Raw genomic sequence first — 14,608 nt, 5'->3', positions numbered from 1 at the left:
TCGCTCGCGATGATGAAAGGCATCTCAGTCGCAAACGATCGTCGGCGCTTCAGGACCTGACTTCGCGCTTGGCGACGAAGTTCATCTCGTCCACCAGCACGTCCTTAACGACTTCGGCGCCGAGGCGCTTGTTGACCTCGGCCTTCACCTCCGCGAGCCGCTTGGTGATGTCGTATTTGGCGAGCTTGCGAAAATCGAGGGTTGGGTCGGCGTAGATCTGCCGGAAGGCTTCATCCACGACGAACGCATTCGGCGGCACCGGCAGGGTGTGCATCAGTCGCGCGTCGGCGGTGAAGACCAGGACGGCGATGACGTAGCCCTGCACCTTGCCATCGGCGATCATCGGAATGTTGATCGGCGCGAGTTTCTGATACTGCAAGCCTTCGAGATAGGCTTCAGTCTTCTTGGCGAAAAACCCGTCGCCCCAGGTCACCGCCCCGTAGCACGAGGCAATCGTGACGGCGCAGATCCAGAGGCCCGTGATCAGGATCTTGATCATGAATCGTGCCCGATCCGCGCGGTGTAGGTGCCGTCCGACTCCGCCCGGAGCGCGGCGGCGGCCAGGGTGTCGCCGATCTCTTCGACAGCGCGCAGGTGCAGCCCGACCACTTCCTGGTTGCGGGCGAGCTTGTCCCGCAGGCGCGCGAGATGGATCGCGGTGGTCGCGTCGATCCCAGCCGGATCGAGCCCGCGCGTTAGCCGGATGAGTTCGAGAAGGCTTTGGCTCTTGGCCCGGTTGAGGGCGGCGTGGTCGGTGGGCCGAAGGGCAAGCAGCGCGTCGGTCTCGGCCTCCACGGTCTCCTCAAGGCGTTTGAGAGCGGCGAGCAGCATGGCCATCACAGCTTCTGCGCGGCGTCGATGGCTTGGCGGGCAGGGTCGATGCCGGGGTGGGCCTTGTCCATCATCTTGGCGATGCCGACGCCGCCGGCCTTGGCGATCTGCTGGCCGATCTGCTCGGCGAGCATCGACTTCCAGATATGCCCGGCATTGCCCTTACCGAAGACGGTCTCGGACTTCTCCGGCATCATCGACTCGATGAACTGCTGAAGGACCATTCCTTCGAATTTCTTGTACGGGTCGCTGGTCGGACCGGAGCCGTTCAGCGCCGTGTGATTCTTGAGCGTGGTCAGGGAGCCGTTCGCGTCGAGCGGCATGTGCAGGGCGAGCCCCGCCGCCTGCATCGAGTCGGTGAAAGCGGCCGGATCGCCGGGGGCCGAGAGCTTGGCCACGGCTTCCTGAAGCCGCGCCGGTTCGGCGGCTTTCGCCACATCCATCACGATGTCGGTTGGCAGGCTGATGCTCATCGCGTCTCGTCCTGGCGGCACGGCTCGGCCGGATCGTGGTCCGCAGTTACGCCCCGTGGCTTACGGGAGGCTTGCATCGCCGGGGCGTCGCTGGCCGAGGCCGTCGAGGCAATCGAGGAGCGCACGGCGCTCGGTCTCCTTCGCCTGGGCTTGCGCGGCGCGATCGACCAGGGCTTCGGCGCGTTTCTCGGCAAGGCCTCGCTCGCGCAGGATGTCCGCCTGCCGGATCCTCTCGGCTTCGATTTCGGTCGCCTGGACCGCTAGACCCTGAAGGCGCCGGTTGGCCGCGGTAAGCAGGAGTTCCCCGAACTGCCCGGTGCCGAGGGCGGCGAGGAGCGAGGCCCTGTCCGCCTCCACGGCTACGGCGCGGTCGCGGGTGGCGGTCAGTTCGATCTCCGCGACACGGCGCATCTGCTCCTGCACCCGCATGAGACGCTGCGCGCGCTCGAGGCGGCGGGGATCATGCGCCATCGGCTCAACCCTGCTTGAGCCACGTGGCGTAGGTTTGCAGGTACTGCATCATGATCTCGCCGCCGAGGTAATAGAGCATTAGAAGCCCCCCGAACATCACGAAGGGCGTCGCAACAAAATACACGGGAATACTCGGCGTGAGCTTGTTAACGAAGCCCGCTGCGAGGTTCACGACGACGGCGTAGATGATGAAGGGCGCGGTGATGCGCAGGCCGAGCATGAATGCATCCGCCACCTGATCCACCACCCGCACGAGCGAGGTCTGGCTACCGATGCCTTCGCCCGGCGGAATGCGTCCGTAGGAGTCCACCAGCCCGCGCACCAGTTCCCAGTGCAGGTCGCTGGCGAAGAGCAGCACCGTGGCCGAGAGGAGGATCAGCGACTCGATCGCGGGTACCGGGTCCGTACCCTCGACCGGCGCGCCCGGCATGGCGCCGAACCCGACCATGGTGGACATGGCGTTGGTCACAGTCTCCAGCACCACGAGGAAGATCCGGCCGAGGAAGCCGATCAGCAGGCCGGTAACGCTTTCGGTCAGGATCCAGCGCAGGGTCTCACTGGGGGCCTGAGCCCGAGCTTCGCCTGGAACAGGGGCAGAAGCAGCGGTGACAGCGCCAGCGCGATCGCCCCGGCCACGAGCAGGCGGACCTGCTGCGGCACGCGGGGCGAGGAGAAGCCCGGCACGACGAGCATGCACCCGCCGATCCGGCAGAAGATGAGAAAAACGCCGAGGAACGTCTCGGGGGCCGCGTTCATGGGGCGCGGGCGCTCACGAGATCGTCCCGAGCGACTTGATCTCGACGCCGCGCGCGATTTCCAGATGCGACAGCACCGGAAGGGTCGGGAAGATCCGCTCGATGATCATGCGCACGTAGGGGCGGGCATCCGGCGCGGTGACCAGCGCGAAACTGTGCACTTGCTTCTGACGCTCGCGGATGGCGGTGGCGGCTTCAGTGCCGAATTGCTCCACGAGGCGCGGGTCGATGTCGAACTCGATCACCTCGCCCTTGGCGTCGCGCTTCAGGCTCTGGTGGAAGGACAGGTCCCAGTTGGGCCCGAGGCGCAGGACGTTGAGGATACCGTTCTCCGCGAGGTCGCCGCAGATCTGCTGGGCGATCCGCATGCGCACATGCTCGGCGATCTGCTCGGCCCGGCGGGCATGGGGGGTGATCTCGGCCACCGCTTCGAGGATCAGGTGCAGGTTGCGGATCGAGACCCTTTCAGCAAGCAGCAGTTTCAGCACCGCCTGGAGGCTCGAATAGGAGATCTGCGAGGGCGAGATCTCCTCGAGCAGCCGCTTGTATTCCGGCTCCAGCCGGTCGAGCAGGCCGCGCATATCCTTGTAGGATAGGAACTGAGGCAGGTTGTTGCGGATCACTTCGGAGAGATGAGTGAGCAGCACTGATGCGCCGTCGATGGTCTCGAAGCCGCTGCTGTGCACCTCGGCGGCGTAGGAGTCCATCACCCAGAGCGCCTTCATGCCGAAGGCGGGCTCGCGCACCTCTTCGGCCGGAACGTCGGGCTTCGGCCCGTCTCCAACCACCACCAGTAACTCGCCGGGCCGCATCTCCTGCGTCGCGACGACCGTGCCGTGGATGAGGATCTGGTAGCTCTTGGGGGGTAGCGCGACGCTGTCGGTGAGCTTGATGTCGGGAACGACGAACCCGTATTGCCGCGCGAACTTCTTGCGCATCTTCGCGACGCGGTGGGTGAGCTCGGAATGGCTCGCCTGGATCTGCGCGGCGACCTGACGACCGAGGATCAGTTCGATCTCCGGGGTCTTGAGCGACTCCTTTACCGACTCGGCGGCGGTCACGGCTGCCGCTTCGCTTTCCTTCGCGGCCTTGGCGGCGGCGGCAACGGCCGCCCGTGCCTGGGCGCGCTTCGGGATGACGGTGGCGATGAAGGCCATGAGGCCGCTCAGCACCACGAAGGGCAGGAACGGCAGGCCCGGCACCAGGGCAAAGACGAACATCAGCGCCGAGGCGACCATGAGCGCGCGGGGATAGGCCCCGAGCTGGCCGAGCACGGCCTCTTCCGTGGCGCCCCGCGTGCCGCCCTTCGAGACGAGCAGGCCTGCCGCCAGCGACACGATCAGCGCCGGGATCTGCGAGACGAGGCCGTCGCCGACCGAGAGCTTCACGAACACGTCGGCCGCCTGCCCCACCGGCATGCCGTGGCGCGTGGTGCCGATGATGACGCCGCCAAACACGTTGACGGCGATGACGATGAGCGAGGCCACCGCCTCGCCGCGCACGAATTTCGAGGCGCCGTCCATCGAGCCGAAGAAGGCCGATTCCTCCTCGAGCCCCGGCGGCGGCGCTGCGCCTCCTTGTCGTCGATGAGCCCGGCATTGAGATCGGCGTCGATCGCCATCTGCTTGCCGGGGATGGCATCGAGGGTGAAGCGGGCGCCGACCTCGGCGATGCGTGTCGCGCCTTTGGTGATGACGAGGAAGTTGACCGTGATGAGGATCACGAAGACGACGATTCCGATGACGAAATCGCCGCTCATCACGAATTGCGAGAAGCCCTGGATGACGTGACCCGCCGCATCCACGCCCTTCTGGCCGTTGGCCAGGATCAGGCGGGTCGTGGCGATGCCGAGCGCGAGGCGCAGTAGCGTCGCGATGAGCAGGACGGTGGGAAAGGCCGAGAATTCCAGCGGCTTCTGGATCCACAGCGCCACCATCAGGATCAGCACCGACAGGGCGATCGAGAAGGCGAGGCCCACATCGATGAGGATGGCCGGGACCGGCAGGAACAGAACGGCCAGGATCGCGACGATGCCCGCCGCGAAGCCGAAATCCCGCCGCGACTTCCGCTCCGCCGTCTCCGCTCCGAGCGTTGCGCCCACCGCCATCAAGGCTTCCCCACGTCCCGCGTGTTACGGGGCCGTTCTGGCGCGGCAAGCTTGCGCGAGGGTGGCGCTCGCGTAATGGCGCCGAGGCTCGTTAGAACCCCGTGGCGATGCGGCCGTAGGTCATCTCGGCGAAACTTGTCGAGCTGCGAACCCACGAAGGTGCCGGTGACGAGGAGCACCAGAAGCACCACGACGATCTTCGGCACGAAGGTCAGCGTCGTCTCCTGGATCTGCGTGAGCGCCTGCAAAAGCGCGATCACGATGCCGACGACCATCGCCGCGCCAACGGCGGGGCCGGAGGCGACGAGGACCGTCCAAATCGCGGCGCGCACGAGTTCGAGGGCATCGACCTCGTTCATGGGGTGGGCTTCCGTATCCGGCCGTGGGCTCTCAATAGACCGAGACGCCCGATTCCAAGAGCACGTTGCGGCCGTCGGTGAGCGTGGCGAGGGCACCGTCGCTCGTGACCTTCACCGACTGCACAACGCCCGAAGAGTTGCCGTCGCTCGACATGATCGTCTTGCCGACGAGCGAATCCGCCTGATCGAGGAAGCTTGAGGTCAGCAATGAGTCGAGTTTCTTGTTGGTCTGCGTCGCCTGCTCGACCTGCGACAGGGTCGCGAGCTGGCTGACATACTCGGTCCCGTCCATGGGCTTGGTCGGGTCCTGGTTCTTCAACTGCGTCATGAACAGCTGAAGGAAGGTCTCGGCATTGAGCTTGGCCGCGACGGAGCTCGTCGCCTTCGCGGCGGCGGCGGTGGTGCTTGCGGAACTCGTGCTGCTGGTGGCGCCGATGACGGTCATCGCTCAGATCTCCGGTTCGGGATGGGAGCCCGGCCGGAAGCCGGTTGCGAAGGCGCGCGGGGCCCGCGCGGGAGGGGCGACGATCCCGCCTTGCCGAGGTGGCGCGGTGGGACCTCCCGGCCAGGCCGGAGGGGCGTCGCCACGGGAGTCGGCTCACCGCCCTCGCTCACGAGCACGGCGGCTTCAGCCGCATAGAGGCCGCGGATCGTCTTCAGCGCCTCGAACAGGCGTCCGGACTCGATCAGCCGGTGGACCGAGGCGAGGCCGGTCAGGATCGCCTCGTCGCGCGTCGCTGCCAGGATCCCGGCCATCATCTGCGCGCAGAGATCGCGCGCGGGCTCCGCCTGGGCGGGATCGATCAGTAGGGTCTGCGCGGCGAAGTAGAGCTGGCGGAGCGGGGTCGTCGCCTGCTCGGCCTGAAGCACATGCCCTTCCAGCAGGAAGGACGCGTCGTTCAGAAGCTCGATGCCGACCTTGCGGTCGACCCGCAGCACGGCGCCATTGATGAAGACGCGTTCCCCGGCGCAGAGCGAGATGTGCATCGAGCGGCTCATTGCAGGCCGTCGCGGATCGAGGTGTTCACTTCGATCAACGCCTTCAGGCTGCGCTCGGGCGCGGCGATCGCTTCGCCGACCTCGCGCATGATCCACGTGCCGATGGAGACGAGATCGGCCTTGAGCGCGTCGGGCAGAGTATTCTCGGGATCGAGCAGATCCGAGATCAGGACATTCCACAGGTCCTGGACGAAGGCGATGCCCGCCATGCGGTCCGGCCCGTCCACGCCCTGTGCCTCGGCCTTGCGCAGGAGGTGAAGCGCCCGGTCGAAGGCCGTGCGCTCCCGCTCGCGGGCCAATTGCGGCGCGTCTTCGAGTATCTCGGAGTAAGAGAAACGGTACATCGCGTGCCTTCGTCTCGATGGCAGGTCGCCCGTATCAGGGGCTATGTTCGGTGTCGGCGCTGAAACGTCAGAGGTAATTGACGAGGCTGAGTTGCCGTAGCTGCGCTGTCAGGGCGTAGGACATCTGGATCTGCGTGGTGAGCGCATCGACCTTCGTCTTAGCGGCGGCCGGATCGACCGCTTCGAGATCGTTGACCTCGCCCGTCAGAAGCGTCTTCTGCGCGTCGAGACGGTCATTGGCCTGGGCGATGCGATCCTGCGAGCGACCGAGATCGGCCTGTATCGTCACGAGGCCACTGCTCGCGGCGGCGAGCAGGCTCATCACCTTCTGGTTCGCTACCTTCTGCGCGTTGGGCGAGAAGCTCGACAGCTTGAAGTCGGAGGCGATGACGTAGGCCATGGTCAGTTGCGCGAAGGGCCGCGCGTCGGCGCTGGCGGAGGTCGTGGCCTCCTCGTTCAGGGCGATGCGGCTCGAAATCGCGCCAGACGCCTGGGATAGACCTCCCCAGGACGTGTCCGAGAATTCCCCATCGACGTAGGTGTCGAGGAAAGCCTGCATCTTGGCAGGATCTTCAGTCGCGGCGGCGGGGCTACCGGGCGCGTAGCCGAAATGAGCCTGGAAATCGGTTTGCAGGCGCTGCCGCATCGCGTCGATGGCGGCCATGTCGATGGGGGCCGCGCCGGAATTGGCGCCGCCGAACACATATTGCCCGGCCATCGTCATGTTGAGTGCCGAGACCAGCGGCGTCAGCTGGTTGCTGCCGGTCTCCACCACGGCGGTCTGCTGCGCCTCGGGCTGGCCGACGATGTTGGCCAAAAGCTTGTCGGCGGCAGACTGCATCTGAGAGAGCGCCGATTGCGTGGTCTTCAGGCGCAAGGTCGCGACGCCGTTGCCGCTCTTCAGGGCGTCGATCTCGGCGCTCTGCTGGCGCAGGCCGAGGCCCGTGCCGACCTTGGTGCCGAGCTCCAGCCCGACATCGGCGTAGCGCCCGGTCGCGATCTCGGAATTGGTCGCGGCGAGATCCGTTTGCAGGCGGTTGAGGCCCGTACGCGGCGCGTTCCAGAAGTTGATGCTGGAGATGTAGCTCGTGGTCATCATGGCCTAACGCACCGCGTCCATGAGGGTCTTGAGAAGCTGGTCGACCACCGTGATGATCTTCGCCGAAGCCGTGTAGGAATGCTCCAGCTGGAGCGTCAGCGCGGTCTCGTCGTCGCCGTTGACGCCCGCCACGTTCGACAGGGCGTCGCTCGCCCGCGACAGCAGGGTCGATTGGTAGGTGGCGTCCGAATCCGCCTCCTTGCGCTGCTGCGACAGCCAACCCGCCGAGGCCGATGCGAAGCCCGCGAGCGTCGCCGAACTCGCGACGGCCGTGCCCGCTCCGAGGCTGCGCGCCGTGCCGAGATTGTCGACGAGGGTCTTGAGGCGCCCGGCATAGGCCGTCTCGCCCGCCGCGTTCACCACGGTCGCGGCGCTGGCGATGCCGCCGTCGCGCAGGCGCGTGACCGCGCCGCCCTGCCTCGGATCGACCCGGGGCGCGACCGCGAGGGACGCTGCGCTGGAGCCCGTGAACAGACCCGCCACGGTGGAGGCCGGGACTGTGGTCGGGTCGGTCTCTGCGAAGGCGGCGACGAGGCCCGTGGCGACGGAATCGAGCTGGCGCCCGTATTCGAGGGCGGTGTCGTCACGCAGGGCTGTGAGCCCGGCAATGCGGCCGGACCGCAGCGGCATCGGCGCATTGGCGCCGGTGACGGCCACCCCGTCCACATAGACGGCATTGCCGAGCGCGCCGCTGCCAAGCGCCGGGCTGGGGTTGAAGGTGACGGCGCGAGGACCGCGTTCATAGAGGGTGGCGCCGCTATCAGTGTAGATCGCCATGCCGCCATCCGGACGGGTCGTCGTGGCGATGCCCATCACGGCCGAGAGCTGCGTGAGGATCCGGTCCCGATCGTCGAGGCTGTCGGTGATGTCGAGGCCGAGCGCCGTGCCGCGGATCACCACCCCGTTGGCGGCGTCGAACTTGCCGAGCAGATCGTTGATCGTGGCGACCGACGCGGCGATCGAGGCATCGGCCTCCATGCGCACGGATTTCACTGTCGCCGCCGCGCCGTTCAGGCTCGCCGCAAGGTCGCCGGCCGCGTCGACGGCCGTGCGGGCGAGGTCGCTGCTATCGGGCTGGTTGGCGGCGGCGATCAGGGCGGCGTTGAGGGTGCCGAGCCGGGCCGCGGGCGAGGTGACGTCGGCGGTGTCGCCCACCGTCTGCGACAGGGTCTTCAGGGCGTCGAGCTTGGCGGCGCTGGCTGCCTCGTCGGACGTCGCCGTGAGCTTGCGGTCGAACAGGGCTTGGTCGCCCGCGCGGGTGATGACCACCTGCGCGGTGCCGCCGCCCGTAACGAGGGTGGCGATCTTGCGGGAATAGCCGGTATCGCTCGCGCCCGAAATGTTGCGCGAGGCGACGGCGATCTGTGTCGAGGTGGCGAGCAACGCGTTGCGCGCGGTACTCAGCGCGATCTGAAGGCCCATGATGCGGTTCCGATCTCCTGCCGAACGCTCAGCGCTTGAGGTTCATCAGGGTGTCGAGCATCTCGCTGCCGGTCATGAACACCTTCGAATTGGCGGTGTAGGCCGATTGCGACTCGATCATCGTCGTCAGTTCGGTGGCGACGTCGGCGTTCGATTGTTCCAGAGCCTTCGACTTCAGCGTGCCGAGGCCGCCGAGCTGCGCATAGCCCAACTCGACCGGGCCGGACTGGCCGTTGGCCTCGAAGACGTTGCCCGCCTTGGGCAGCAGCTGGTCCGGGCTGCGGACGGAGGCGAGCGGCACCTTGTAGGTCGCCGCGCGGCTGCCATCCGCATAGAGCGTGAAGACCGTTCCGTCCTCGCCGAAGGCGACACCTGTGCCGGCGGTGGGCGGGCTGCCATTCGACGTGGCCTTCATGTCGAAGTCGCCTGCAAGCTGCGTGAGCTTGGTTCCGTCGAGGGTGATGGTCCCAGTGGCCGTGGTGATGGTGGTCTTTGTGCCGGCGGCGATCTGGCCGTCCGTGCCGAAGGTCGGGTTGGCTTCGCCGATCTTGGTCGGCGCGCCGCCCGCCGTGGCGGCGGGCTGGTAGAGAGCGATGTTCCAGGTCGTGGCGGAGGTCTTCGTGGCGTAGACGTCGTAGATCACCGCGCTGCCGACATTATCGTAGGTCTTCACCGAGATCTTCTTGGTGTAGGTGCCGTCGGCCGTGCCCGGAGTCGCGATGATGGCCGCGTCGAAAGGCAGGTTGCCGCTCACCGTGGCGGTGTCGGTCGGGCGCGCCTCGGCGGTGGCGGTATCGGCCTTGATCGGGATCAGGCCGCCCGCGATGTCGGGCTGGCCCTGAGCGTCGAGGGCGTAGCCCTGCAGGGTGAAGCCGCCGGAATTGACGAGAGTGCCGGTCGAGCCGTCCTTCACGAAGTTGCCCGCGCGGGTCAGGAACTGGCCGCCGCTGCCGTCCTTCACCACGAAGAAGCCGCTGCCCTGGATGGCGAGATCGGTATCGCTGGTAGTGAAGGCGACCGAGCCCTGCTCGTTCACCGCCCGCCGGATCACGGTATCCACCGCGCCGGAATTGTAGTTGCCGGTCCCCGACGACTCGAGCAGCAGCGAAGAGAACTCCGTGGAGGTCCGCTTATAGCCGGTCGTGGAGGCGTTCTGGATGTTCTCCGCCACCGTCGAAATGCGGTTGGTCTGGGCGTTCATGCCCGAGACGCCGGTGCGGAGCACGCCGGTGAGGCTCATGGGGACACCTTCGATGTTCTGTCGCACGGCTTCCCGTGGCGATGCAGGGCAGTAGGGCGGGTCAGGCTTGCGCGGGGCTTGGACATGCTCAGCCCCGCAGCGACTGGGCGAGTTCGAGAAAGGCGTCGCGGCTGGGCGCGTGGCCCGGTTCCTGCCGCATCGCCTCGTAGATCTGGGGCACGAGCCCGATCGCCTGATCGAGCCCGCATCGGTCCCGGCCCGGTAGCCGCCCATGAGGCGCAGGTCGCGGGTCTCCTCGAAGCGGGCCATCATCGCCTTGAGCTTGCGCACGAGGTCGCGCTGCTCCGGCGTCCAGACCTCGGTAGCGAGGCGCGAGATCGAACCGAGCAGGTCCATGGCCGGATAGCGGCCCTGCTCGGCGATGGCACGGTCGAGCACCACATGGCCGTCCAGCGTGCCGCGGATCGCGTCCGCGACCGGATCGTTGTGATCGTCGCCATCGATCAGCACCGAGAACACGCCCGTGATCGTGCCCTGACCGTCGAGGCCCGGCCCCGCCCGCTCGAGCAGGCGCGGTAGATCGGAGAACACGCTCGGCGGATAGCCCCGCGCCACCGCAGGCTCCCCCGCCGCCAGGGCCACGTCGCGGGCCGCATGGGCGTAGCGGGTGACGGAATCGACGATGAGGAGGACGGACTCGCCGCGATCGCGAAAGGATTCGGCCACCGCCATGGCCACTTTCGGCGCCTGTCGGCGCATCATCGGGCTCTCGTCGCCCGTCGAGACCACGATCACCGAGCGGGCGCGTGCCTTGGCGATCGGCCCTTCGAGGAATTCGCGCACCTCGCGCCCGCGCTCGCCCACGAGGGCGACCACGACGCTGTCGAAGCCCTCCGCATCCGCGAGCATGGCGAGGAGCGTCGACTTGCCGACGCCGCTGCCCGCGAAGATGCCGATGCGCTGTCCGGCGCAGAGAGGCGTGAACAGGTCGAGGGCCCGTACGCCCGTCACCAGGGGCGAACGTACCCGGGCGCGGCCGAAGGCGGGGGGTGGGTCGGCATCGAGCGGCGCCGCCACGGTGCCCTGGACGAGAGGCCCGCCCCCGTCGAGGGGCCGTCCGAGGGCGTCGATCACCCGCCCCTTCCAACGCGGGTCCGGGCGGAGCGAGGCGGCGCCGAGGCGGAACACCCGCGTGCCGATACCCGCCTCGATCCGGGGGCCGAAGGTCTTGATCGTGGCACCTTCGGCGTCGATGCGAACGACCTCCCCGATCTGAGAGGTTCCGTCCTGCTCGAAGCCCATCCGGTCGCCGAGACGCACATGGGGGCCGATGCCCCCGACACGGCAGGCGCTGGCCGACACCTCGCGCACGAGGCCGCCGACCCGCACGAGGTCGCCCTCCGCCGAGGCCATTGCCTGTTCCAGCCGTGCGAGCGCGTCCACCATCCCTTTACGTGCCCTGCGGCCCGAGGGACTTGATGGCGTCCTGCAGCGAGGCTTCCGATTGCTGCGTGAGGTTCGCCGCGCTCTCGAAGGCGCGCTGGATGGCGATGAGCTTCGTCATCTCCATGATCGGGTTGACGTTCGAGCCTTCGAGATGACCCTGGAGGATGCCGATGCGGGTGAAATCCTGCACGGGCTTCGCGGGCAGGCTCGGCGTGACGGCATTAGTGCCGGAGCGGCTGATCGTGGCCTTCGGATCGAAGGTGAACACACCGATGGCGCCGACCTGGTTCACACCCTGATGCACCGAGCCGTCGCGCCCGATCACCGGAGGCCCCTGCTGCGGATCCAGCAGAAGCGGCGAGCCGCCGGGATCGAGGACCGGGCGTCCGGTGATGTCGGTGAGGCGGCCCGTCGGGTCCATCGTGAGGCGCCCGTCGCGCGTGTAGACCGGCCCACCGGCGCCGCCGACGGAGAGCCACGCATCACCCTGGATCGCCACGTCGAGGGGCGAGTCGGTCTTCGTGATCTGGCCGGAAGTCCGCGAGATGTAGCTGTCGCCGGAGCGACAAAGGACACCGCGCTCTTGCCGCTCCCGGCCATGAGCGCCGAAAAGCGCGTTTCCTCCGCGCGATAGCCGGCGGTCGCCATGTTGGCGACGTTCTGCGCGGTGGTCGTAAGGCGCTTTTCCAGGGCGAGCTGGCTGGAGAGCGCGACGTAGAGCCCGTTCTGCATGGCGCGTCAGCTCCGCGCCCGAGCGGCGAAGCTCATCAGCGCGTCGGACGCGCCATCCGAGGAGAACAGCGCGAGGATCGGCGCGGTCGCGACGTTGTTCTGCGCATCCCAGATCGCCGCGAACCGCCGAACGAGCTTCTCGACGGCGGCCGGATCGCTCAGGCTCTTGATGTCGATCTTCTCCGCGATCTTTGCGGCGCGCTTGGCCAGGGCGTCGCTGGAGGTGGCGTTGCTCGCGCTCGGCAGGCCGAGCAGGGTGTTGGCCACCTGCGTCAGGGCGCTGTCGCCCAGGATCTCGTAGGCCGAGGCAATCGTCGGCGCCTTGCGGGCGAAGTACAGGGCGAGGCGCACGCCCGTATCCTCGCTGCCCGCGTCGCTCTCGATCGCTTGGCGCAGATACGCATCGGTGACCGTCTGGGCTGCGAGGTCCGGCGCGACATCCGTGCCGAAGCCGATATCGACCGCGACCTTGCCTTCGGCAGGGGCGGCGACGCGCAGAGTGACGGTGCGGGCCGCGCCGGTCCCGGCATAGTTCGTATCCGCGTCGATGCCGATGCCACCGGCTTTCCCGTCCGCGCCGAGATCCGTGTAATCGGCGGTCGTAAAGACCAAGCTGTCGAACACGTCGAGGCCCGGATTGACCTGGCCCGCGATGGGTGATGCACCGATCTGGGCCTTGATGGCCGTGTAGATCTCTGTGGCCTTCACCTTCGTCAGGTCGCTGGCGACGCCTGAGAGCGTGTCCTTGTCGAGCACGATGGTCGCGTTCGACACCTTCCCGTCCCCGAGTTGGGTCGTGAGGGTGAACCGTGCCTCCTGCGCGCCGCTGAAATCCATGGTCCGTAGGATCGGATTGCCCGAGAGGCGCGCCGCCGCCCCGTCGGCCTGGTCCGCGCCCGCTTCCACGGCATCGCTTCCCCTGGCCGTGCTGAGGCTCGAAAAGTCGAACGCCTTGGCGAAGGCGACGTAGCGGTCGTCGGCAAGACGGTTGGCGAAGCTCGATGGGCTCGATGCGCCCTCTGTCAGGACCTTGCGCATGAAGGCCTTGGCGTAGGTCATCTCCTCGAGCCCGAACGCCTTCATGGCGTAGGCATAGAGACGCTTGTCGGCCAGGAAATCGTCGATCGATTTCACCTTGCCGATATGGGCCTTGTAATAAGCGGTCTCGCGCGCGGTCACCGGATCCGCGGCCTTGCGCTTCATCGCCGTCGGCAGATCCCGTGCGATGAGCGTGTAGCTGGTGAGCGTGCTGGTCACGGCCGCGCGATTCCCTCGTGCGCCAAGTCGGCGACGGTTGGCTCACGCTCTAGGTCGTGAGGCTTGCTCCAGGCTGTGCCAGCCGTGGAAAGGTCAGAGCCGGGACGGCCCGATGATGGTTTGCGTGGTGATCACGACCCAGCCAGCCCCCGTGTTGCGGATGGCAAGAACGCGGCCTGCGCCGGGCAGGTCGCTGCCGGTCGAGACCTCGCGCTCCCCTCCCCCGCCTCCGAGAGGACGGCGACCCCGCCGGAGATCCGCCGCAGCGTGTAGCTGCCGTTCTCGGTCGGTTCGGGCGCGGCCATGGCCGAGACCCGGCGATCGGGTAGCGCACCGGTGGTGACCGGATCGAAATCGGCATTCGGGATAGAGGGCCGTTCCGGTCCGGGGCTCGCCTTCCAGGCGAAGTTGCGGATCCCGGACGGAAGCAGCGCCTGCACCGCGTAGGGCCGCGCCCCCTCGGTGATCGCGTAGCTCGCGAAGCCACTCACGGTCAGCGCAAGGAGCAGAAAGACGCCGAGCACGCCGCGCTCGATGCGCGCCTCCCGGCTGCGCCGCTGAGCGACCGTCCCGGTGATCGGGCGCGGAGGCAGGACGAGGCGCTTGATGGGGTGAGGTTCGGCCTGTCTCGGGGTGGGCATGAGCGCTGAAACACTGAGGCTGCTATGGCCGTCAGAATTCACTCTTCATGCTTGACGCTGGGTTAATGCGACTGCAATAGCCTTAGTAACATAAGAATGGAAACCGTCATTTGCGCCCGGTGAATAGATGAACGGTTTTAAGCGCGATGTCTCCGCGACCGGAAATCACCCTGCTCGTGCAAAGCGCAATCGAGTCGTCTTGCAGGGACGAGTTGTAATCGGCAACGAATTACACAATTGCGTGGTGAGAGATCTGTCTCGTGACGGGGCCAAGATCAGTATCCCCTCGCGTTTCGCATTGCCTGATACGTTCGAGCTCGTGATCGCCGCGGACGACTTGAGCATGGTGCGGGTCCGCTTGCGCTGGCGGCGCGGCGACTTCGCGGGGCTGACCTTCCTGCCTCTTCGCTAAGGGATCACGACAGCGAAAAGCCACGCCCCGTCGCCGGAGCGTGGCCCGATGGGGGAGCC

At 67.2% G+C, this 14,608-nt stretch carries 13 protein-coding genes and 5 pseudogenes; 1 reads left to right on the top strand and 17 read right to left on the bottom strand.

The genetic code is table 11. The features are described 5' to 3' along the window. Positions 1-49: 49 nt before the first annotated feature. The 17 genes and pseudogenes from ACFQE0_RS15600 to ACFQE0_RS15520 form a co-directional block, all read right to left on the bottom strand. Positions 50-499, bottom strand: a complete 450-nt coding sequence (locus tag ACFQE0_RS15600) for a hypothetical protein (RefSeq protein ID WP_378971209.1) — start codon at positions 497-499, stop codon at positions 50-52. After that, positions 496-831, bottom strand: coding sequence for a flagellar protein FlgN (locus ACFQE0_RS15595; protein WP_378971207.1), 336 nt, complete (start codon positions 829-831; stop codon positions 496-498). The genes ACFQE0_RS15600 and ACFQE0_RS15595 overlap by 4 nt, the downstream gene beginning before the upstream one ends. A 5-nt stretch (positions 832-836) precedes the next feature. Further along, entirely contained in the window at positions 837-1,304 is a 468-nt protein-coding gene (locus tag ACFQE0_RS15590; protein ID WP_378971205.1) for a rod-binding protein, read from the bottom strand. 60 nt (positions 1,305-1,364) lie between these two features. Continuing rightward, complete coding sequence (locus ACFQE0_RS15585; RefSeq protein ID WP_378971202.1) at positions 1,365-1,775, bottom strand: hypothetical protein; 411 nt, start codon at positions 1,773-1,775, stop codon at positions 1,365-1,367. A 4-nt stretch (positions 1,776-1,779) separates the two neighbouring features. Continuing rightward, positions 1,780-2,531, bottom strand: a pseudogene (gene fliR, locus ACFQE0_RS15580) (flagellar biosynthesis protein FliR). Between the two features lie 13 nt (positions 2,532-2,544). Continuing rightward, positions 2,545-4,637, bottom strand: a pseudogene (gene flhA / locus ACFQE0_RS15575) (flagellar biosynthesis protein FlhA). A gap of 91 nt (positions 4,638-4,728) precedes the next feature. Then, a pseudogene (fliQ, locus tag ACFQE0_RS15570) lies at positions 4,729-4,996 on the bottom strand (flagellar biosynthesis protein FliQ). A gap of 31 nt (positions 4,997-5,027) precedes the next feature. Further along, positions 5,028-5,441 (bottom strand): flagellar hook assembly protein FlgD, encoded by a 414-nt coding sequence (gene flgD, locus ACFQE0_RS15565; RefSeq protein WP_378971200.1) that lies wholly within the window; start codon positions 5,439-5,441, stop codon positions 5,028-5,030. Continuing rightward, positions 5,438-5,995, bottom strand: a complete 558-nt coding sequence (gene flbT / locus ACFQE0_RS15560; protein ID WP_378971198.1) for a flagellar biosynthesis repressor FlbT — start codon at positions 5,993-5,995, stop codon at positions 5,438-5,440. The genes flgD and flbT overlap by 4 nt, the downstream gene beginning before the upstream one ends. Next, entirely contained in the window at positions 5,992-6,339 is a 348-nt protein-coding gene (gene flaF / locus ACFQE0_RS15555; RefSeq protein ID WP_378971196.1) for a flagellar biosynthesis regulator FlaF, read from the bottom strand. Before flaF ends, flbT begins: the two co-directional genes overlap by 4 nt. A 67-nt stretch (positions 6,340-6,406) precedes the next feature. Then, the gene (locus ACFQE0_RS15550; protein ID WP_378971194.1) at positions 6,407-7,438 is read right to left on the bottom strand and encodes a flagellar hook-associated family protein; all 1,032 of its coding nucleotides are present in this window, start codon (positions 7,436-7,438) and stop codon (positions 6,407-6,409) included. A gap of 3 nt (positions 7,439-7,441) precedes the next feature. Next, positions 7,442-8,860: a flagellar hook-associated protein FlgK gene (flgK, locus tag ACFQE0_RS15545; RefSeq protein WP_378971192.1), complete on the bottom strand. Its 1,419-nt coding sequence runs from the start codon at positions 8,858-8,860 to the stop codon at positions 7,442-7,444. A 28-nt stretch (positions 8,861-8,888) separates the two neighbouring features. Continuing rightward, a complete protein-coding gene (locus ACFQE0_RS15540) occupies positions 8,889-10,100 on the bottom strand; it encodes a flagellar hook protein FlgE (protein WP_378971190.1) in 1,212 nt (403 codons plus the stop codon). A gap of 88 nt (positions 10,101-10,188) precedes the next feature. After that, positions 10,189-11,507 (bottom strand): annotated as a pseudogene (gene fliI / locus ACFQE0_RS15535) (flagellar protein export ATPase FliI). A gap of 4 nt (positions 11,508-11,511) precedes the next feature. Beyond that, positions 11,512-12,239 (bottom strand): annotated as a pseudogene (gene flgF / locus ACFQE0_RS15530) (flagellar basal-body rod protein FlgF). 6 nt (positions 12,240-12,245) lie between these two features. Continuing rightward, on the bottom strand, positions 12,246-13,496 hold the full coding sequence (locus ACFQE0_RS15525) for a DUF1217 domain-containing protein (RefSeq protein ID WP_378971187.1): 1,251 nt from the start codon (positions 13,494-13,496) through the stop codon (positions 12,246-12,248). A gap of 131 nt (positions 13,497-13,627) precedes the next feature. Next, on the bottom strand, positions 13,628-14,137 hold the full coding sequence (locus ACFQE0_RS15520) for a hypothetical protein (protein WP_378971185.1): 510 nt from the start codon (positions 14,135-14,137) through the stop codon (positions 13,628-13,630). 127 nt (positions 14,138-14,264) lie between these two features. On the opposite strand from ACFQE0_RS15520, the gene ACFQE0_RS15515 reads away from it, so the two are divergent. Beyond that, positions 14,265-14,549 carry a PilZ domain-containing protein gene (locus tag ACFQE0_RS15515; RefSeq protein WP_378971183.1) on the top strand — a complete coding sequence of 95 codons (285 nt, stop codon included), beginning with the start codon at positions 14,265-14,267 and terminating at the stop codon, positions 14,547-14,549. Positions 14,550-14,608 lie beyond the last annotated feature (59 nt).

Source organism: Methylobacterium komagatae (genome assembly GCF_042661665.1).
Lineage (GTDB): Bacteria > Pseudomonadota > Alphaproteobacteria > Rhizobiales > Beijerinckiaceae > Methylobacterium > Methylobacterium komagatae.
This window is presented reverse-complemented; position numbering and strand designations above follow the sequence as displayed.

Coding starts and splice junctions, on each gene's coding strand:
- ACFQE0_RS15600 (WP_378971209.1), bottom strand. CDS start 499: ATGATCAAGATCCTGATCACGGGCCTCTGGATCTGCGCCGTCACGATT.
- ACFQE0_RS15595 (WP_378971207.1), bottom strand. CDS start 831: ATGCTGCTCGCCGCTCTCAAACGCCTTGAGGAGACCGTGGAGGCCGAG.
- ACFQE0_RS15590 (WP_378971205.1), bottom strand. CDS start 1,304: ATGAGCATCAGCCTGCCAACCGACATCGTGATGGATGTGGCGAAAGCC.
- ACFQE0_RS15585 (WP_378971202.1), bottom strand. CDS start 1,775: ATGGCGCATGATCCCCGCCGCCTCGAGCGCGCGCAGCGTCTCATGCGG.
- flgD (WP_378971200.1), bottom strand. CDS start 5,441: ATGACCGTCATCGGCGCCACCAGCAGCACGAGTTCCGCAAGCACCACC.
- flbT (WP_378971198.1), bottom strand. CDS start 5,995: ATGAGCCGCTCGATGCACATCTCGCTCTGCGCCGGGGAACGCGTCTTC.
- flaF (WP_378971196.1), bottom strand. CDS start 6,339: ATGTACCGTTTCTCTTACTCCGAGATACTCGAAGACGCGCCGCAATTG.
- ACFQE0_RS15550 (WP_378971194.1), bottom strand. CDS start 7,438: ATGATGACCACGAGCTACATCTCCAGCATCAACTTCTGGAACGCGCCG.
- flgK (WP_378971192.1), bottom strand. CDS start 8,860: ATGGGCCTTCAGATCGCGCTGAGTACCGCGCGCAACGCGTTGCTCGCC.
- ACFQE0_RS15540 (WP_378971190.1), bottom strand. CDS start 10,100: ATGAGCCTCACCGGCGTGCTCCGCACCGGCGTCTCGGGCATGAACGCC.
- ACFQE0_RS15520 (WP_378971185.1), bottom strand. CDS start 14,137: ATGCCCACCCCGAGACAGGCCGAACCTCACCCCATCAAGCGCCTCGTC.
- ACFQE0_RS15515 (WP_378971183.1), top strand. CDS start 14,265: ATGAACGGTTTTAAGCGCGATGTCTCCGCGACCGGAAATCACCCTGCT.